An 18,263-nucleotide genomic window follows, 5' to 3' on the forward strand; every position below is an offset into this window, starting at 1 on the left:
AGGGTGAAGAACGATGAATAGATTGTTCGTGAAGAACAGTTCATGACTGATCCGCAGCTGGGCGGTGACGATCGTCAGGTCGGCGGATTGGCGCTGAACGACCAGGTTGTGGCTGCTTTACGGGCGGGGCTGCCCGAGGTCGCCGAGCGCACTGTGGCCGCCGTCACCGTCGAGGTGCCGAGCTATGCGGACGCCTTCAGCGGCCGGATGGGCCAACGCATCGAGAGCGCTGTGCAATTGGCACTGGGCGCCTTCCTGCAATTGGCCACCCGTTCACCCGACGCTGATCCCGGGCCGCCACTGACTCCCGCATTAGAGGGCGCGTACGAACTCGGTCGCGGCGAAGCGCGGCAGGGACGATCGATGGACGCCCTGCTGGCGGCCTACCGGGTCGGGGCTCGCGTCGCGTGGCGTGAGTTCTCCCGCACCGCCGTCGAGGGCGGACAGCCCCCGCAGACGATCGCACGGTTCGCGGAGTTGGTGTTCGCCTATATCGACGAACTCTCGGCCGCAAGCGTTTCCGGGCACGCCGACGAACTGGCGTCCTCGGATCGTGAGCGACGGCGTGGCCTCGACCGCCTCGCCCAGCAGTTGCTGGCGGAAGCGCCGACCGAGACTCTGCTGGCGAGCGCGGACCTGGTCGGGTGGGTCCCGCCGGAGACCCTGACTGCCGTGCTGGTGCCGGCGGCTCAGATGCGGGGCATCGTCTCCCGTTTCGGGCAGTCCACCCTGGGCCTCGGTGAAGATCTTCCGGGCATCGACGCCGCCGAATCCGTTGTGCTGCTGATGGTTCCGGATGTGCACGGCAGTGGCCGGCCCCGGTTGTTGAGGGAATTGCGGGGGCGACGGGCGGTGGTCGGCCCGGCCCGGCCCTGGACGCGCGTGCACGACTCGTATCGACGAGTTCTGCACGCCCGCGACGTCTTGGCGACCCCCGATGACGACGACGTCGTCGACACCGAGGCGCACCTCGTGGAGTTGGTGCTGGGCGCCGACCGCGAAGCAGCCGCGGACTTGCGGCGCACCGTGCTGGCCCCGTTGGCGCACTTGCGTCCGGGCTCCGCCGAGCGCCTGGCCGAGACGTTGCGGTCGTGGCTGCTGCACCAGGGTCAGCGCGATGCCGTCGCGGCCGAACTCTTCGTGCACGCCCAAACCGTGCGCTACCGCATGACTCAGCTCCGCGAACTCTTCGGCGATCGCCTCAATGACCCGAGGTCAGTCTTGGAACTGATTGTGGCACTGTCGATCCCGAGTGTTGCCGAGCCGACCGTAGCGCCTACCTGATCGAGACCAGTTCCTCGATGGAATCCTTCGGTAGATCGCCGTCCGAGGTCGCGGTGATCGTCATGTCGGCCAGGTTGATCGCACCTTTGTGGTTGTCGAGGAAGGCGGTGTCGGCGGCGTCCCGTCCGGTGGCGATCCGCACCAACGTCTGCCGCGGTGCCAGGCAGGTCGCATCGACGACCCGCCACTGACCGTCGACGAACGCCTCCGCGACGGCGTGGAAGTCCATCGGGGACAGCCCGGGTGCGTAGACCGACACCAGCCGGGCCGGCACGTTGACCGCGCGCAGCAGTGCGACCACCAGGTGGGCGTAGTCGCGACACACCCCGTTACCCGCCAACAGGGTGTCGGCGGCTCCGTCGATCGGGTCGCTTGAGCCGGGCACATAGTTCAGCCGGGTGCCGACCCACGACGACACCTTCTCCAACAGGGTCGTCGAGTCGGCGAACGCGCCGAATTCTGTGGCCGCAAAACCGTAGAACTTGTCGGCTTCGGCGTAGCGACTGGGCCGCAGGTACTTCGTCAGGTCGTATTCGGTGACGGGCGCAGGATCGGTCTGGCCGACGACGGTCGCGGAGTAGTCGACCCGTAGGTGGCCGACCGGGGCGTCGAACTTGTGGATGCGGTTGCCGTGCTCGCCGCTGATCTCCGATGCGGTGATCGGGGTGCCGTCCAGAACGAAGGACAGCGACTCGTCGACGTCGGCGCCCGGGTGCGGGGCGACGGCGATCTGAAACACCAGGGTGGTGGGTGCGGTGATGTCGATGTCGAGTTCGGCGCTGACATGGCGGCGCATCGCGGTATCAGCGGTGGGGCGGGTAGCGCCAGGTGCGAGGACCGCATTGGGTGTGGGCACGGGAGACTCCTTCGGGGGTGACTCGCCGGGTACCCGTTTTCTTGCACACGCAAGCCCCTGAGGCGCCGGTGGAGACCGCCGTCACATCGGCGTCAGTTGTCGCCCGCGGCCACCAGCGAGCGCAGCTTCACACCCGGGTTGTCCTCACAGAAGCCCTGCATCCGCCACTTCGTGGTGAACAGCGCCAGCATGACGCCGTCGGTGCGGGTGAGCACTTCCATCGACACCTGCTTCTGGGCGAACTCGGCGTCGTCGGGGTCGATGGCGCGGGCCACCGTGTAGGGCAGCGACTCCAGCGATATCGGCGCGTTGAACTCGGTGGCCATCCGGTGGCTGGCGACTTCGAACTGCATGGGGCCGACGGCGGCCAGGACGGGGGCCTGATCGCCGCGCCGGTCGGACCGCAGAACCTGCACGACGCCCTCTTGGTCGAGTTGCTCGATGCCCTTGCGGAACTGCTTGTGCTTGCTGGGGTCGGTGCCGCGGGCGACAGCGAAGTGCTCGGGGGAGAAGCTCGGGATCGGCGGAAAGTGAACGGGGACATCGCGAAAGAGGGTGTCACCGGGGCGCAGTGAGGCGGCGTTGGCCAGGCCGATCACATCGCCGGGCCAGGCGCTGTCCAGCGTCGAGCGCTGCTGCCCGAACACCGACTGGGCGTACTTGGTGACGAACGGCTTGCCGGACGCGGCATGGGTCAGCACGTCGCCGCGTTCGAAGGTGCCCGAGCAGACCCGCGCGTAGGCGATCCGGTCGCGATGCGCCGAGTCCATCCCGGCCTGCACCTTGAAGACGAAGGCGCTGAACGGTGAGTCCACGGTGCGCAGGTTGCCGTCGACGTCGCGCTGCCCGCTGGGCGGGGGAGCCAGCCGCACGAGGGTGTCCAGCAGCTGGTTGACCCCGAAGTTCAGCGCCGCCGAGGTGAACAGCACCGGCGTGCCCTTGCCGTCGAGGAAGGCCTCCCGGTCGTAGTCACCGCCGTCGGCGCTGAGCAGCTCGCATTCCTCGACCGCGTTGTCCCAGTCTTCGCCCGCGGCGTCGTGGGCACGATCAGGGGTGATGTGTTCCTCGGGTGCGGCGGTGGCACCGCCTGCGGTGCGGGTGAACCGGATGAAATTGCCGGTGCGGCGATCCAGGACCCCTTTGAAGTCCCCGGCGATCCCGACCGGCCACGTCAGCGGCATCGGCTTGAGCCCGATGCGTTCGGAGATCTCGTCGAGAAGATCCAGGGCGTACCGGCCCGGGCGGTCCCACTTGTTGATCACGGTCAGGATGGGGATCCCGCGATGACGGCAGACCTGAAACAGCTTGAGCGTCTGCGGTTCCAGGCCCTTGGCCGCGTCGATCAGCATCACCGCGCAGTCGACGGCGGACAGCACCCGGTAGGTGTCTTCGGAGAAGTCGGCGTGACCCGGGGTGTCGAGCAGGTTGATCACGCAGTCCTGCCCGTCGGGGGAGGTATAGGGGAACTGCAGTGCCGTCGAGGTGATGGAGATGCCTCTGGCCTTCTCCATCTCCATCCAGTCCGACACCGTCGAGCGCCGCCCCGCCTTGCCGTGAATCGCGCCCGCCTCGGTGATCACCTTGGCGTGCAGGACCAGGGCCTCGGTCAGGGTCGACTTGCCGGCGTCCGGGTGGCTGATCACCGCGAAGGTTCTACGCCGGCCGGCTTCGGCTGACAGCCGGTTCGCCGCTGCCGTCCCCTTGGGGGACGTCCGTACATCAAGGTCGTGATCACTCATTACGCCCCCGATGGTATTTGGCGGCGACGGGAATCCGCTAATCCGGCCCGAGGCGGCCGGCGTCGACCACGGCGATCACCGCGGCGCCCGCCTCGTCGGAGGCCTCCAGGTCCACCTCGACCTCGAAGCCCCAGTCGTGGTCGCCGGCCGGGTCGTCGAGGATCTGGCGCACCCGCCACACCCCTGGCCTGCGGTCGAAGATCAGCATCGCGGGCCCCCGGGCGTCCGCACCGGTCCCCAGGTCGTCGTGCTCGTCGAAGTAGTCGTCGATCACGTCACGCCACCGCGGGGCTGTCCACCCTGATCCGGAATCCAGCTCGCCGAGGTCGTGGTCGCGGCGGCGGGCGAAGAGCTCCACCCGCCGGAACAGCGCATTGCGCACCATCGCGGTGAACGCCCGCTCGTTTCCGGTCAGCGGGCGCGGGCGGGCCGGCACCGCCACCGGGGCGTCCGGCGACTGCTGCGGGTCTGTGAGCTGTTCCCATTCGTCGAGCAGACTCGAATCGACCTGGCGCACCAGCTCGCCGAGCCATTCCACGATGTCGGTGAGTTCCTCGGTGCGCGCGGCGGCGGGCACACCCGATCGCAGCGCCTTGAACGCGTCGGAGAGGTAGCGCAGCACCGCGCCCTCGGAGCGGGTCAGCCCGTAGACACTGACGAACTCACGAAACGTAAATGCCCGCTCCCACATTTCACGCACCACCGCCTTCGGCGACAGCCGACCGTCGGCGGCCCACGGGTTGCTGTGCAGGTAGACCTCGAAGGTGTGCCGCAGCAGTTCGTCGAGCGGCTTGGGGTAGGTGACGTCGTCGAGAAGCTCGATGCGCTCGTCGTACTCGATGCCCTCGGCCTTCATCTCGGCGACGGCCTCGCCCCTGGCCTTGTTCAGCTGGGCCGCCAGGATCTGACGCGGGTCCTCCAGCGTCGCCTCGATCACCGAAACAACATCGAGCGCATAGCTTTCCGATGCCGGGTCGAGCACCTCGATCGCCGCGAGTGCGAACGTCGACAGTGGCTGGTTGAGGGCGAAGTCGGGTGGCAGGTCCACGGTGAGCCGGTAGCGGCGCCCGTCGGGTTCGGGCTCGGCGAGGCGTTCGAGGATCCCGGCCTGCAGCAGCGAGCGGGCGATGCCGACCGCCTCCCGGATGTGGGTGAGCTGGCGCTTGCGTGGTTCGTGGTTGTCGGTGAGCAGTCGGCGCATCGCGACGAACGGGTCGCCGGGCCGGTCGACGACGTCGAGGATCATCGCCGTCGACACCTTCATGTTGGAGGTCAGCGGCTCGGGGACGGCTTCGATGAGCCGCGTCATGGTGGACTCGCTCCACGGCACCATGCCCTCAGGTACTTTGCGGCGCACTAGTTTCCGGCGCTTCTTGGGGTCGTCGGCAACCTTGGCGAACTGCTTGAGGTTCTCCACCTCGTGGTCGGGTGCCTGGACGACGACGGTGCCGGCGGTGTCGTACCCGGCGCGTCCGGCCCGCCCGGCGATCTGGTGGAACTCGCGCGCGTTGAGCAGCCGGCTTCGGATGCCGTCGTACTTCGACAGTGCTGAGAACACCACCGTGCGGATCGGCACGTTGATCCCGACGCCGAGCGTGTCGGTGCCGCAGATGACCTTGAGCAGGCCGGCCTGGGCGAGCTGTTCGACCAGGCGCCGGTACTTGGGCAGCATCCCGGCGTGGTGCACCCCGATCCCGTGGCGCACCAGTCGCGACAAGGTGGTCCCGAAGGCCGACGAAAAGCGAAAGGCGCCAATCAGATCGGCGATCGCGGCCTTGTCGTCCTTGCTGCTCACATTCACGCTCATCAGGGCTTGTGCCCGCTCCAGCGCGGAGGCCTGGGTGAAGTGGACGACATAGATGGGCGCCTGCTTGGTGTCGAGCAGCTCGCCGATGGTCTCGTGCATCGGCGTGGTGGCGTAGGAGAAGAACAGCGGGACCGGGCGCTCGGCGTCGGCGACCAGCGCCGTGGCCCGGCCGGTGCGACGGGTCAGATCGTTGCGCAGGAATGTGACGTCGCCCAGGGTGGCCGACATCAGCAGGAACTGCGCCTTCGGCAGTTCCAGCAGCGGCACCTGCCAGGCCCACCCGCGGTCCGGGTCACCGTAGAAATGGAACTCGTCCATGATCACCACGCCGATATCGGCGTCCGCGCCTTCGCGCAGTGCGATGTTGGCCAGCACTTCGGCGGTGCACGTGATGATGGGCGCGCCCGCGTTGACCGCGGCGTCGCCGGTGAGCATGCCGACATTGGCGGCCCCGAAGATGGCGCACAGTGCGAAGAACTTCTCACTGACCAACGCCTTGATCGGTGCCGTGTAGTAGCTGCGGCGTCCCGCGGCCAGCGCCGAGTACAGCGCTCCGGTGGCCACCAGCGACTTTCCCGAGCCGGTCGGCGTGGCCAGTACCACGTTGGCGCCGCTGATCAGCTCGATCAGTGCTTCTTCCTGGGCCGGATACAGGGTGATGCCGCCGGCCTGGGCCCAGGTAGAGAAGGACTCGAACAGCTCGTCGGGGTCGGCGCCCATCGCACGCAGGGCGGACAGGTCGCTCGGGTCGTCGAGCAGGGGAGCGGTCATTGTGAGCACCAGCGTGCCTGATCCCCGTCATTCACCCAAGCGGGTGCGGAAACCGGTAGCCTCGCCCCCGATGGTTGAGGACCTGCACGAGGCGATCGCGTCGGCGCCGATGTTCGGCGGCCTCGACGAGGCGCACGTGGACTTCCTGGCGGGGCAGAGCCGGTCGATCCACCTGCCATCGGGACAGGTGTTGTTCCGTCGGGGCACCCCCTCGACTGGGTTCTACCTGGTGCGCGACGGCCGGATGCAACTCTCGGTATCGAACTCCGAGGGTGTCGTGAAGGTTGTGGAGATCCTCTCTCCGGGAAGTGCTTTCGGCCACGCAGTTATGTTTCTGCGTGAGCCGTACCCGGTGGATGCCACCGCACTGGCCGACACCACGCTGATCTTCGTGCCTGTCGAGGCGGTCGACCGGCTCCTCGGCGGCGACCCGGCGATGGCACGGATCATGCTCGCCTCGATGGCCAAGCGGCTGCAGTCCAAGGTGCAGGACATCGCCATGTTGTCGTTGCAGTCGGCCACCCAGCGGATCATCGCCTACATACTCGGCGCGGTTGCCGGTCCCGGCGGCAGGGCGAGCAGTGTGGAGTTACCCGCACTCAAGCAAGTGCTGGCCTCGCGGTTGGGGATGACACCGGAGACCTTCTCCAGGGCGATGCGCACGCTGTCGTCCGAAGGCCTGATCCAGGTCGACGGATCGACGGTCCAGATTCCCGATGTCGGTGCCCTGGACGGCTACGCCCGCAGTCAGTCGGTGCTGTGACCGGGCGCACATGCTTCCCTTGATCTAGGTCAAGGCGGGTCGCCCGCGCCGTTCCTAGCGTGAATCTCCTCAGCCGCCGATGCGAGGAGCCCCGATGTTTTGTTACCAGTGCGAACAGACCGACCGCACCGAATCCCCCGACCGCCCCAACCTGCTGACCTTCGGGTGTTCGGCGACGAAGGGAAACTGCGGGAAGGACGCCACCACGGCCGCCCTGCAGGATGTGCTGGTCTACGTCAATCTCGGCGTCGGCCAGTATGCGCAGAAGGCGCGCGAACTCGGCGCGCCCGACCCGGCCTTCGCTGCGCGGGCCAGTTTCGACCTGTTCACCACGCTGACCAACGTCAACTTCAACGCCACCCGGTTCATGGCCCTGATCGCCGAGGCGGTCGGTGTGCGCGACGCAGCTAAGAAGGCCTATGAGGCCGCGGCGCGAGCCGCCGGTGTCGAGCCGGAGATCCTGTCCGGAGCGGTCCAATTCGAGCCTGCTGAAACGATTTCCGGCGTGGTCGCGCAGGCCGCGGAGGTCGGTGTCGACGCCGATCTGGCAACCCTGGGCCCCGATGTCCTCGGCTTGCGCAACCTGAACCTGTACGGGCTCAAAGGGGTGTGCGCCTACGCCCACCACGCGCACGCACTGGGCTATCGCACCGACGACACCGATGCCGGCATCGAATCCGCCCTGGCCTTCCTGGCCAACGACCCATCCGACGCCGACGCGCTGCTGGCGCACGCCCTGGAACTCGGGTCGCTCAACTTCGCGGTGATGGCGATGCTGGATGCGGCCAACACCGGCAGCTTCGGCAGCCCGGTGCCCACCCCGGTGCGGGTGACGCCGGTGGTCGGCAAGGCCATCCTGGTGTCGGGCCACGATCTGCACGACCTGGCCCGCATCCTCGAGGCGACCGAGGGAAGCGGCATCAACGTCTACACCCACGGTGAGATGCTGCCCGCCCACGGCTACCCCGAGCTGCACAAGTTCGGCCATCTGGTGGGCAACTACGGTGGAGCCTGGCAGGACCAGCAGCGCGACTTCACCGCGTTCCCCGGACCGATCGTGATGACGTCCAACTGCCTGATCGAGCCTCAGCCCGCCTACCGAAACCGCATCTTCACGATCGGACCGGTGGGGTGGCCCGGTGTGCGCCATGTCGACACCGCCGACCTGTCGCTGGTGGTCAAGGCCGCCCTGTCGCTGCCGGGATTCACCACCGAGGTTCCCGCCGAAACCGTCACCACGGGATTCGGCCGCGACGCGGTGCTGTCGGTGGCCGACACCGTGATCCAGGCCGTCAAAGACGGTGCGATCAAACGGTTCCTGCTCATCGGCGGTTGCGACGGCGCCGCACCGGGGCGCAACTACTACGCCGACGTCGCTGACCACGCGCCGGCCGACACCGTGCTGATGACGCTCGGCTGCAACAAGTACCGCTTCAACACCCACGAATTCGGTGAGATCGGCGGTATCCCCAGACTGCTCGACATCGGGCAGTGCAATGACAGCTACTCCGCGGTGCAGATCGCGCTGGCATTGGCCGACGCCTTCGACTGCGGTGTCAACGACCTGCCGTTGAGCCTGTTCGTGTCGTGGTTCGAACAGAAAGCCGCCGCGGTGCTGCTGACCCTGCTGTCGTTGGGTATCCGCAACATCCGGCTCGGCCCGACGTTGCCCGCGTTCCTGACCCCGGCGATCGTGGACATCCTCGTTGAGAAGTTCGCGCTCAAGCCGATCGGCGATCCCGCCCAGGATCTTGCCGATGCCATGGCGGGTAACTGATGACCGAGATCGCCGAGAATCCTGTGGATACCGAACTGGAGTGCTACGAGGTTGTCCTGGTGACCAGCGAAGGCGAGCAGTCCGCGGTCTCATGTGATTCGCGGACAACGGTTCTCGCAGCTGCCGAGGCGTCCGGCCTGGTGCTCAAATCGGCATGCCAGGCCGGTGGCTGCGGGGCCTGCTCGGCGGTGTTGTCCGACGGGCGGGTCGAGATGTCCGATCACGATCCCGACGTCATCGAAACCCCCGAATCCGATGGTGGGATCCTGCTGTGCCGCAGCTTCCCGCGCACCGATTGCCGTATCGACCTGCCATATGGCCGCAGCCAGGTGGTCACCGCACCGCCGAGAAGGCACCGCGCCCGGATTCGGGGACTCGACCGGGTCGCCGACGCGGTGATGCGGCTGCGCCTGACTCTGGTTCCCGAAGCGGACGGATCCTGTTCTGCGGACTTCGAATCCGGCCAGTTCGTCCGGATCAGCGTTCCCGGTAGTGAAGCCCGACGGGCCTATTCACCGGCCAACGTCGCGAATTGGGACGGCGAACTGGAGTTCTTCATTCGGCTGCTACCGGGCGGGGTGATGTCGGAGTATCTGACGGGTACGGCCCGGGTTGGTGACGAGTTGACGGTTACCGCCGCCGACGGCGATTTCACGTTGGCCGAGAACGGGCTTCGGCCTCGGTGGTTCATCGCCGGCGGCACCGGTCTGTCACCGCTGCTGTCGATGCTGCGCCGGATGGCCGAGTGGGGTGATCCCCAGCCGGCCCGGCTGTTCTTCGGGCTCACCAGGCCCGCCGAGGTGTTCGCCCAGGACGAGCTGGTGGGGCTCGCTGCAGCGCTCCCGGAGTTCCGGTTCGACACCGTGGTGTGGCGACCCGACCCCCAATGGTCCGGGGCCACCGGCAATCCCGTGGAACTCGCCGCCGCCGAAGCCGGCCTGCTCGACGAGTGGCCCGATGTTTACGTGTGCGGGCCGCCCCCGATGGTCGACGCCGCATACGCCGAGTTGACCGCTGTCGGCATTCCGCGCGACCAGATCCACGCCGAGCGATTCTCGGCGGTGCAGTAAGCGCCTCAGTCCCAACCGTTTTCGCTGACGAACTCGGCCAGGGGCCGCCCGAACGCCCACTGGTCGAGTTCTAGCGCGGGCCGGTCCGGGAAATCCGGCACCGGTCCCAGGCACAGGATCGCCACCGGTTCGGCGTCATCCGGCATGCCCAGCAGCTGCGCCAGGCGGCGCGGGTCGAACAGCGACACCCAGCCCATGCCGAGCCCTTCGGCGCGCGCCGCCAGCCACAGATTCTGGATGGCGCACGACACCGAGGCCAGGTCCATGTGCGGCATGGTGCGCCGCCCGAAGACGTGCGCGTCGCGGCCCTCGCCGAGTGCGACGACCAACAGTTCGGCGCAGTCGAGGATGCCCTCGACCTTCAGCGCCAGAAACTCATCGGACCGCTCGCCCAGCGCGGTCGCCGTCAGCCGGCGTTCGGAGTCGACCAGGGCGTGGATGCTGCGGCGCACCGCGTCGTCGGTGACCCGGATGAACCGCCACGGCTGCATCAGGCCCACGCTGGGGGCGGCGTGCGCGGCGGCCAGCAGCCGGGCCAGCACCTCGTCGTCGACCGTCGACCCGGGAACGAAACGCCGCATGTCGCGGCGCTCGGCGATCACCCGATAAACCGCGCGTCGCTGCTCAGGGGCGAATGCGTGGTCGGTCACCTGGCCATCCTAGGGACAGGGCACGGTGCGATAACGACGCGGCCGAACCTAGGGATCTCCCGGTCTTCCAGCGGTTATTCTGATCGTCCGGTGTGGCAGTGTCGCCGCACCACCGAGGAGTCACCATGTCCGCGTCACCAGTGGCCGTCCGCGGCCCGCAGCTGCCGCCGAGCCGGATCGTCAAGGTCCGTGCCGCCGACGGGACCCGCCTGCATACCGAGGTCTTCGGCCCGGAGGACGGCTACCCGATCGTCCTGGCCCACGGCATCACCTGCGCTCTGCGGGTCTGGCATGAGCAGATCAACGACCTCTCCCGCGACTACCGCGTCATCGCCTACGACCACCGCGGGCATGGCCGCAGCGGTCTGCCGCACCGGTCGGCGTACAGCCTCGGCCACCTCGCCGGTGACCTGGACGCCGTCCTGGCCGCCACGCTGCGGCCGGGGGAGCGCGCCGTCATTGCCGGGCACTCGATGGGCGGTATCGCCATCAGTTCCTGGTCCGATCGCCACCGCGAGAGCGTCGTCGAGCGTGCCGATGCCGTCGCGCTGATCAACACCACCACCGGTGATCTGCTCGAGGAGATCAACCTGCTGCGGGTGCCCGCTCTGCTGGCTGGGGGCCGGTCGGTGGCGGCCCGACGGATGATCCAGACCTTCGGTGGTGCGCCGCTGCTGCGCGGGGCTCAGCCCGGCAGCCGCTGGTTCGTCACGTTGATGGCCGTCGGCGCCGAGGCCGACCCGTCGATCGCCGAGTTCATCCATGATCTGTTCGCGACCACCCCGCCGGGGGGCCGCGGAGCGTGGGCGCGGGTCCTGGTCGACGAGATGGGGCCCCGCCACATCGATCTGTCCGGTCTGACGGTGCCGACCCTGGTGATCGGCTCCACCAACGACCGGCTGCTGCCGATGTGTCAGGCCCGCAAGATCGCCAAGGCCGCGCCGAATCTGGTCGAACTCGTCGAGGTGCCCGGCGGCCACTGCGCGATCCTCGAACACCCCGAGACGGTCAACGGCCATCTGCGCTCGTTGGTGCAGTCCGTGGTGGCCGAGCGGCGTATCAGTTCCTGAGTGTCTCCAGTGCTGCGGTGACCTCCGCGGCGGCGCGCTGACCCGAGCGCACCGCGCCGTCGAGGAAGCCGGTCCATTCGTCGGCGGTCTCGGTGCCCGCCCAGTGCAGCGGTCCGACCGGTGTGCGCAGCAGCGGACCGAACTGGGTCCACGAGCCCGGGGGCACCGCGGCGGTCGGGCCGCCGGGTGCGAAAGTCTCTGCGCCCCAACAGTGATCGAGATAGTCGATCGGGTTCTCGGCCTCCACCCCGAACAGCCCGGCGAAGCCCTTGACGGCCTTGTCGCGGCGCTGCTCGGGTGCCAAGGCGTCGAAGCCGCGTGAGTCGACGAAACCCAGCAGGACGCCCGGGCCGTCGTCGCCCGGGCTGACGTCGAAGGTGATGAACACCGGGCCCTCGTCGGACAGCGCCTGACCCGAGTGCCCGGCGGTGCGCCAGAACGGGCGCGGGTAGACGGCGTAGGCCTTGCTCAGCGCGCCCTGGGGCCAGCGCTGCGCCATCAGCTGGTAGTCGATCGGCGGTGCCGGGGCGATGTCGATGTCCAGCCGGTGCGCCGGTGGGATGGCCACGATGGCACGGCGCGCCTCGACGACCCCGGCGCTGGAGGTGACGGCGACGGCGTCCTCGGACCACTCGATCCGCGACACCACGGCCTCCAGGTGCACGCGGTCGCCGAGTTCGGCGGCCATCTTGGACGCGATCTGCTGGGTGCCGCCGGGAAAGTGGTCCTGCTGGGCGCCGCCGACGACGTCGAGCATCCGGTCGATGCCGCCCGCGGCCTTGATGTAGCGCACCGCGTGCAGCATCGACACGTCGTCGGGTTCGGCACCCCAGGTCACGCGCGCCATGATGGCCATCAGGTCGTGCGAGGAGCGGGCCGCGCCGACCTTGCGCAGCCAGCCGCCCAGCGACGTGCTGTCCAGCTCCTTGGCCTTGCGCGCCGTCCACGGCGTGGCGATGTCGATGCCACGGGCCAGCCGATCGACCTGCCACTGGATGCGGGCGATGTCGAGCAGGCTCACCAGCGACAGCCGCGGAATGGTGCCCCGGTAGGAGCGCACCCGGCCGCGCCAGCGGATCACGTTGGTTCCGGTGTTGTAGGTCGGCGTTGTCGGGCAGCCCAGTTCGGCGGCCAGCGCCAGCACGGCATCCTGGGTGGGGCCGACGAACGTGCCGCCGAGGTCGACGGGGACGCCGGCCAGTGTGGTCGTGCTGGAGCGTCCGCCTACCCGGTCGCGGCCCTCGAGCACCACCACATCCAACCCGGTGCGCGTCAGTTCACGCGCTGCCGTGAGGCCCGCGAACCCCGCCCCGATCACCACTACGTCGTAGCCCATGGCTCCAGTCTCGCCGCTCCCTCTCGCCCAAACCGACGTTTGGGCGGGAAATCACGAGTGGCGTCGTGCAAAACGTCGATCTCGACGGGACCGTCAGCGCGCCAGTTCGTCGACGATCTCGGCGAGCGTCTCGATGGCGATGGGGCCCGGCTGGTAGAGGCAGACGGTGTCGCCGACGCCGTCGACGCGGTCTCGGATGTGCGCGGCGATCTGCTTGGGCGTGCCGCAGGCGGCGATGGTGTGCAGGATCTCGTCACTGATGAGTCCCGCCATCTCCTGCCACTTGCCCTGTTTGGACATCGCATTCAGCTCGGGCTGAAGATCGCCCCAGCCGTGGATGTCCAGCACCGGGCGGTAGGCCGGGGTCGAGCCGTAGAACGCCAGCAGACGCCGTGTGGCGTCGTGATCCTCGCCGGCTGACAGGATGATCTCGGGCACCACCGCGAACGACGACTCCGCGCGGCCGGCGGCCGCCAATCCGTCACGTACCGCCGGCATCGTCGACTCGCGCAGGAACTTCGCCGAACCGAACGGCATCACCAGCAGCCCGTCGGCCACCTCTGCGGTGGCGCGGGTCAACCGCGGGCCCAGCGCGCCGACGTAAATCGGCGGCGGCCCAAAAGGATTCGGTCCGGGGTTGAACATCGGCGTCATCAGGGTGTGCCGGTAGTACTCGCCGCGGAAGTCCAGGCGCTCGCCGGTCTCCCAGGTCGCGAAGATCGCCCGCAACGCGCGGACGAGCTCGCTCATCCGCGCGACCGGCTTGTCGAACGCCACGCCGTAGTGCTTCTCGATCTGAGCCCGCACCTGGGTGCCCAGTCCCAGGGTGAACCGGCCTTGTGCGAGCAGCTGGTGATCGTAGGCCTGGTGGGCCAACTGGATCGGGTTGCGCGGGAAGGCGATTGCCACGTTCGTCATCAGATCCAGCCCGCCAACCCCGGCAGCCAGCGTCAGCGGCGCGAACACGTCGTGGGGTCCTTCGAACGTGAAGACGCCGCTGGCGCCGGCATCACGCAGTTCCCGCGCACGATCGGCCGCATCGGTGAGCCCGAACAGGGCGGTCATGACTTTCACGGTGTACTCACCTAGCGATCGAGGTCGACGTTCTGGCGGGCTTTACTCGCACATTCGCGCCCGTGTGTTGGTTTCGGCGCAGGGTATTACGGCGCGACGGTGAGCCAGTCGGCGAAGCCCGACGGATCGTGGCGGCCCAGCGCGCCGTGCTCGAACAGGCCCCAGCCCTCCGAGGCCTTACCGCCGTCGTGGCACACCGCGCGCCCGACGTGATCGATGACGCCGAAGGCGGCGCGGCCGACGACCGCCGGGTCGTTCATGTCATAGGTGAGGCGCTCGGTGAACTTCTCGCCCTTCCACACACCGTGGATCCAGTCCGAGTCGCCGCCGTAGCCGCCACCGACGTGGATCGGCACGGGCAGCTTGGACTCGACGTCGAAACGCAACGGGGCACCCTTGGCGTCGGTGGCCTCGATGGTGGCGCCGGTGGGGATTCGGGTGCCGGAGCGGTAGTGGATCTTCACCCGCGGCCAGCCCAGCTGCTCCACCCGGCCGTCGCGCCAGATCCGCGTGCAGTCGTTGAGCGAGCGGAAGCCGTCGGGGGCCTCCTGGATGATCACCACGATCCCGAAGTCCTCGAACGCCATCGGCACGTACAGCCACCACATGCCTTCGAACGGCGGGTCGGCCGGCCGGCCGGCGGGCTCTGCCTCACCGATGGGGCGGATACCCCAGGAGCGGTCGCGGCTGCCGATCCAGACCGACGGGTCGACGGTGATCTCTTCGCCGTCGATCACCAGATGTCCTGCCCAGGAACCCACTTGGGCGAACCGCTGCGCATCCAGCGTCACCCGGTTTCCCTGGCGCATGATGTGCGGCTGCTCCTGCACGACCGGGTAGAGGCCCTCCCAGGTGAGGTCGGCCGCGATGCCTTCGGTCTCGTCGAGCACGATCCGCAGCTTCTCCAGCGGCTTGTGCACCTCGACCCGGTAGCCCAGCACGTGCTGGTTGAGCCGGTCCTGGTCGATCGAGTCGGACAGGTGCACCGCGGTCTGGGTGTCGCCGCGGCGTACTAAGAAGAAGGCGTCCTTGACCCCGAGGTTGGGGTAGTAGCCGAGACCGGTGATCAGGAAGATGTCCCCGGAGCGGTCGTGGGCGTTGAAGTAGGAGCGGTCGTAGAAGTTGCGGTCCGAGGAGCCCGGCCACGCAATCGGCTGGGGGACTTGGTGAACCGGGAATTCGTCCATAGGTCCGAGCATGGTCAGTTCTCCTCGATGAGACGGCGCAGCAGGCTTGCGTGGTAGAACATCGACTCGACGTCCTCGGGCTTCTCGATCTCGCCGAAGTGCACGCGACGCGCGCCGGTGCGCATGAAAACGCAGCACCAGATCACTCCGGAATAGACGTAGAACCACTTCAGGTCGCCGAGTGTCACCCCGGTGAGCTTCTCGTAGGTGGCGCGAACATCCTCTTCGCGCATCACCTCCGGCAGGCCGGGCATGCCCGCGAGGCCGGACAATTCCTGGAAGACGTTGTGCGCAAAAATGATCCAGGCCACGTCCAGTTCGCGCGGGCCCAGTGTCGCCATCTCCCAGTCCAGCACCGCCACCGGGCGGAAGTCCTCGTAGAGGACGTTGCCGATTCGGGAGTCGCCCCACGCCAGCACGGGCTCTGTTGCGGCGACGTCAGCGGGGAAGTTCTCTTCGAGCCATTTCAGGCTCTTCTCCACCAGCGGTGAGCGGCCGATGTCGGGCACCGCGAACTCGTACCATTCCTTGAGCCAGTTGAGCTGACGGCGCAGTGGTGTGTCGCCGGCCGGAACGGCCTCGGAGAGGAAACCGAAGGTCTTGTCCGCGTTGGGAATCGAGTGCAGCTTGGCCAGCACCTCGATGGTGGCATCCTGCAGGGCGCGCTGTTGTTCGGGGGCGGCGTCGGAAAACCAGTTGTCGCCGAAGGTGTAGGGCATGACGTCGGGCGGGACGATGCCGGAGACGTGGTCCATCAGGAAGAACGGGGCGCCGAGGACCTCGCCCTTGGTGTCGATCCAGCGCACCTTCGGCACCGGGACGTCGGTCAGCTCTTCGACCAGACGGATGACGTCGAACTGATGGTCCATCCGGTAGGTGATGAACACCGGTACGTCCTCTTCGGTGGGCGCCACCCGGGCGACCCACTTCTGCTCGACCTTCTTGCCGCCCTCTTCCCAGCGGCCGGTCAGGATGATCGTCTCCGAGGACATGCCGTTGGAGTCGATGCCGCTCTCGACCGTCACCTCCGGTGTCACGCCGCCCGGCAGGACGGTGGACAGCCATTGTGAGATCAGGGCGGGCACCGTGGTCACGTCGCGCCCGGAACGCTGCAGATGGTCGACGTCGGTTTCGACGTTCGGGTTGTTGGTCATCGTCGTCCTTCGACCCTATTTCGATACGGTAAGTAGCGTTATATAAGCAGACGTTCTGACGGATGACAAGGGCCGGGGGCGGCGTGGTCTCAGTGGGCGGAATCGCCGTGCTGGCGCCGGGTCCCGCACTCTTGCGACGGCCAGGTGGCGTCGGGCGGCAACGTGTCGATGATGCGTTGGGAGATGGCTGCGAGCTGGCCGACCTGGCTTGCCGTCAACTGGTCGATCACGTACTCGCGCACTGCCGCGACGTGTCCGGGTGCTGTGTCCACCACCTTGGCCATGCCCTCGTCGGTCAGGGTGGCGATGGTGTAGCGACCGTCCTCCGGATCGGGGCCGCGGCGAACCCAACCGCGCTTCTCCAGCCTGGCGACGGCCTGCGACAACCGTGACAGCGAGGCCTTCACCGACAGCGCGATCGCGCTCATCCGTAGTTGCCGGCCCGGCGTCTCCGACAGTCGCGCCATGATCACGAACTCGAAGTGGCTGATGCCGGCGTCGCGCTGCAGTTGCCCGTCGAGCACCGAGGGCAACCGCATGACGACGTTGGCGAACGTGAGCCAGGCCTGTTGTTCGGTGTCGTCGAGCCACCTCGGCTCGTCGCGGGGCGCCATGGCCTCAGCCTAGCTTGACTTGAACATTGAAGTCATCCGCCCTATCGTTCACTTCACTATTGAAGTCAACCGGAGGCAATCATGGATCTTGCACTGTGGATCGTCGCGGGCGTACTGGCGGTGATGTTCGCCGGAGCGGGCGTGTTCAAGCTCGTCTCAACCCCGGAGAAGCTCGTTGAGTCCGGGATGGGGTGGGCTGCCGACTTCAGCGCCCCCACCGTGAAGTTGATCGGTGCGCTGGAACTGCTCGGCGCGATCGGCCTGGTCGTGCCTGCCCTGGTGCACGTCGCGCCCGTGCTCGTCCCGCTGGCGGCACTTGGCCTGGCGGTCACCATGATCGGCGCGGCGGTGGTGCACGCGAGGCGCAAGGAGACGCCGATGATCGCGGTCAACGTGGTGCTGCTGGCGCTGGCCCTGTTCGTCGCGTGGGGGCGGTTCGGCACCTACGCGTTCGCCTGAGGGCCGTAACCGAAGGTGATTACGATACGCTCAGTAGCGTTATGAGCGCTGATCCGTCGTCGGTAGACAAGGCCGGGGTCGCGGGCCGTCCCCGCGATCCTCGCATCGACGCCGCCATCCTGCGCGCCGCAGCTGAGCTGCTGGTCGAAATCGGTTACGCCAATCTCACTCTGGCCGCGGTCGCCGAACGGGCAGGCACCACCAAAACCGCACTCTACCGGCGGTGGTCGAGCAAGGCGGAGTTGATTCACGAAGCCGCGTTCCCGACCGCGCCGACCGCGCTGGCGACCCCGGCAGGAGATATCGCCGGCGATGTGCGGGCCATGCTCGCATCAACCCGCGACGTGTTCACCAGCCCGGTGGTACGCGCCGCGCTACCCGGCCTGATCGCCGACATGGGTGCCGATCCCCGCCTCAATGCGCGGGTGATGGCCCGTTTCACCGGACTCTTCGCGCTGGTGCGCGATCGGCTGGTCGAAGCGGTGCACTGCCGGGAGGTGCACCCCGATGTCGAGCCCGACCGGCTGATCGAACTCATCGGTGGGGCGACGATGCTGCGGATGCTGCTGGTGCCCGAAGGTGACCTCGATGAGGACTGGGTGGACCAGACGACGGCGATACTGGTGCATGGTGTGGCGCTGTGAGTGAAAGG

At 67.9% G+C, this 18,263-nt stretch carries 16 protein-coding genes; 7 read left to right on the forward strand and 9 right to left on the reverse strand.

Going from position 1 to position 18,263, the window contains the following annotated elements; translation table 11 throughout:
• Positions 1-42: 42 nt before the first annotated feature.
• The gene (locus OG976_RS20415) at positions 43-1,284 is read left to right on the forward strand and encodes a PucR family transcriptional regulator (RefSeq protein ID WP_328352788.1); all 1,242 of its coding nucleotides are present in this window, start codon (positions 43-45) and stop codon (positions 1,282-1,284) included.
• Here OG976_RS20415 and OG976_RS20420 read toward each other — a convergent pair.
• From OG976_RS20420 to OG976_RS20430, 3 genes are all read right to left on the reverse strand, one after another.
• Positions 1,277-2,080: a transglutaminase-like domain-containing protein gene (locus OG976_RS20420; protein ID WP_328363832.1), complete on the reverse strand. Its 804-nt coding sequence runs from the start codon at positions 2,078-2,080 to the stop codon at positions 1,277-1,279. The genes OG976_RS20415 and OG976_RS20420 overlap by 8 nt on opposite strands.
• A gap of 152 nt (positions 2,081-2,232) precedes the next feature.
• Positions 2,233-3,879 carry a peptide chain release factor 3 gene (locus OG976_RS20425; protein ID WP_328352791.1) on the reverse strand — a complete coding sequence of 549 codons (1,647 nt, stop codon included), beginning with the start codon at positions 3,877-3,879 and terminating at the stop codon, positions 2,233-2,235.
• Between the two features lie 37 nt (positions 3,880-3,916).
• A complete protein-coding gene (locus tag OG976_RS20430; protein WP_328352794.1) occupies positions 3,917-6,457 on the reverse strand; it encodes a DEAD/DEAH box helicase in 2,541 nt (846 codons plus the stop codon).
• Between the two features lie 70 nt (positions 6,458-6,527).
• On the opposite strand from OG976_RS20430, the gene OG976_RS20435 reads away from it, so the two are divergent.
• The 3 genes from OG976_RS20435 to OG976_RS20445 all read left to right on the forward strand — a co-directional run bounded on the left by OG976_RS20435 (position 6,528) and on the right by OG976_RS20445 (position 10,067).
• On the forward strand, positions 6,528-7,220 hold the full coding sequence (locus tag OG976_RS20435; protein WP_328352797.1) for a Crp/Fnr family transcriptional regulator: 693 nt from the start codon (positions 6,528-6,530) through the stop codon (positions 7,218-7,220).
• 94 nt (positions 7,221-7,314) lie between these two features.
• The gene (hcp, locus tag OG976_RS20440) at positions 7,315-8,997 is read left to right on the forward strand and encodes a hydroxylamine reductase (RefSeq protein ID WP_328352800.1); all 1,683 of its coding nucleotides are present in this window, start codon (positions 7,315-7,317) and stop codon (positions 8,995-8,997) included.
• Positions 8,997-10,067, forward strand: coding sequence for a 2Fe-2S iron-sulfur cluster binding domain-containing protein (locus OG976_RS20445; protein ID WP_328352803.1), 1,071 nt, complete (start codon positions 8,997-8,999; stop codon positions 10,065-10,067). Before hcp ends, OG976_RS20445 begins: the two co-directional genes overlap by 1 nt.
• Positions 10,068-10,072: 5 nt before the next feature.
• Here the strand turns inward: OG976_RS20445 and bluB are convergent, their stop codons facing one another.
• The gene (bluB, locus tag OG976_RS20450; RefSeq protein ID WP_328352806.1) at positions 10,073-10,717 is read right to left on the reverse strand and encodes a 5,6-dimethylbenzimidazole synthase; all 645 of its coding nucleotides are present in this window, start codon (positions 10,715-10,717) and stop codon (positions 10,073-10,075) included.
• A gap of 125 nt (positions 10,718-10,842) precedes the next feature.
• On the opposite strand from bluB, the gene OG976_RS20455 reads away from it, so the two are divergent.
• Positions 10,843-11,787 (forward strand): alpha/beta fold hydrolase, encoded by a 945-nt coding sequence (locus OG976_RS20455; protein WP_328352808.1) that lies wholly within the window; start codon positions 10,843-10,845, stop codon positions 11,785-11,787.
• Here OG976_RS20455 and OG976_RS20460 read toward each other — a convergent pair.
• The 5 genes from OG976_RS20460 to OG976_RS20480 all read right to left on the reverse strand — a co-directional run bounded on the left by OG976_RS20460 (position 11,777) and on the right by OG976_RS20480 (position 17,152).
• Positions 11,777-13,123: a flavin monoamine oxidase family protein gene (locus tag OG976_RS20460; RefSeq protein WP_328352810.1), complete on the reverse strand. Its 1,347-nt coding sequence runs from the start codon at positions 13,121-13,123 to the stop codon at positions 11,777-11,779. The two genes, OG976_RS20455 and OG976_RS20460, sit on opposite strands and share 11 nt — an antisense overlap.
• 93 nt (positions 13,124-13,216) lie before the next feature.
• Positions 13,217-14,188, reverse strand: coding sequence for a TIGR03617 family F420-dependent LLM class oxidoreductase (locus tag OG976_RS20465; RefSeq protein WP_328352813.1), 972 nt, complete (start codon positions 14,186-14,188; stop codon positions 13,217-13,219).
• 95 nt (positions 14,189-14,283) lie between these two features.
• On the reverse strand, positions 14,284-15,396 hold the full coding sequence (locus OG976_RS20470) for a hypothetical protein (RefSeq protein ID WP_328352815.1): 1,113 nt from the start codon (positions 15,394-15,396) through the stop codon (positions 14,284-14,286).
• A 2-nt stretch (positions 15,397-15,398) separates the two neighbouring features.
• Positions 15,399-16,538 carry a phosphotransferase family protein gene (locus tag OG976_RS20475; RefSeq protein WP_328352817.1) on the reverse strand — a complete coding sequence of 380 codons (1,140 nt, stop codon included), beginning with the start codon at positions 16,536-16,538 and terminating at the stop codon, positions 15,399-15,401.
• 89 nt (positions 16,539-16,627) lie between these two features.
• Entirely contained in the window at positions 16,628-17,152 is a 525-nt protein-coding gene (locus OG976_RS20480; protein ID WP_328352819.1) for a MarR family winged helix-turn-helix transcriptional regulator, read from the reverse strand.
• A gap of 81 nt (positions 17,153-17,233) precedes the next feature.
• Here OG976_RS20480 and OG976_RS20485 point away from each other — a divergent pair, with 81 nt between their 5' ends.
• Together OG976_RS20485 and OG976_RS20490 are read left to right on the forward strand one after the other, a co-directional pair.
• A complete protein-coding gene (locus OG976_RS20485) occupies positions 17,234-17,611 on the forward strand; it encodes a DoxX family protein (RefSeq protein ID WP_328352821.1) in 378 nt (125 codons plus the stop codon).
• 41 nt (positions 17,612-17,652) lie between these two features.
• Positions 17,653-18,255, forward strand: coding sequence for a TetR/AcrR family transcriptional regulator (locus OG976_RS20490; protein WP_328352823.1), 603 nt, complete (start codon positions 17,653-17,655; stop codon positions 18,253-18,255).
• Positions 18,256-18,263 lie beyond the last annotated feature (8 nt).

The organism is Mycobacterium sp. NBC_00419 (assembly GCF_036023875.1).
GTDB lineage: Bacteria > Actinomycetota > Actinomycetes > Mycobacteriales > Mycobacteriaceae > Mycobacterium.

Coding starts and splice junctions, on each gene's coding strand:
- OG976_RS20415 (WP_328352788.1), top strand. CDS start 43: ATGACTGATCCGCAGCTGGGCGGTGACGATCGTCAGGTCGGCGGATTG.
- OG976_RS20420 (WP_328363832.1), bottom strand. CDS start 2,080: ATGCGCCGCCATGTCAGCGCCGAACTCGACATCGACATCACCGCACCC.
- OG976_RS20425 (WP_328352791.1), bottom strand. CDS start 3,879: ATGAGTGATCACGACCTTGATGTACGGACGTCCCCCAAGGGGACGGCA.
- OG976_RS20430 (WP_328352794.1), bottom strand. CDS start 6,457: ATGACCGCTCCCCTGCTCGACGACCCGAGCGACCTGTCCGCCCTGCGT.
- OG976_RS20435 (WP_328352797.1), top strand. CDS start 6,528: ATGGTTGAGGACCTGCACGAGGCGATCGCGTCGGCGCCGATGTTCGGC.
- hcp (WP_328352800.1), top strand. CDS start 7,315: ATGTTTTGTTACCAGTGCGAACAGACCGACCGCACCGAATCCCCCGAC.
- OG976_RS20445 (WP_328352803.1), top strand. CDS start 8,997: ATGACCGAGATCGCCGAGAATCCTGTGGATACCGAACTGGAGTGCTAC.
- OG976_RS20455 (WP_328352808.1), top strand. CDS start 10,843: ATGTCCGCGTCACCAGTGGCCGTCCGCGGCCCGCAGCTGCCGCCGAGC.
- OG976_RS20460 (WP_328352810.1), bottom strand. CDS start 13,123: ATGGGCTACGACGTAGTGGTGATCGGGGCGGGGTTCGCGGGCCTCACG.
- OG976_RS20465 (WP_328352813.1), bottom strand. CDS start 14,188: ATGACCGCCCTGTTCGGGCTCACCGATGCGGCCGATCGTGCGCGGGAA.
- OG976_RS20470 (WP_328352815.1), bottom strand. CDS start 15,396: ATGCTCGGACCTATGGACGAATTCCCGGTTCACCAAGTCCCCCAGCCG.
- OG976_RS20475 (WP_328352817.1), bottom strand. CDS start 16,538: ATGACCAACAACCCGAACGTCGAAACCGACGTCGACCATCTGCAGCGT.
- OG976_RS20480 (WP_328352819.1), bottom strand. CDS start 17,152: ATGGCGCCCCGCGACGAGCCGAGGTGGCTCGACGACACCGAACAACAG.
- OG976_RS20485 (WP_328352821.1), top strand. CDS start 17,234: ATGGATCTTGCACTGTGGATCGTCGCGGGCGTACTGGCGGTGATGTTC.
- OG976_RS20490 (WP_328352823.1), top strand. CDS start 17,653: ATGAGCGCTGATCCGTCGTCGGTAGACAAGGCCGGGGTCGCGGGCCGT.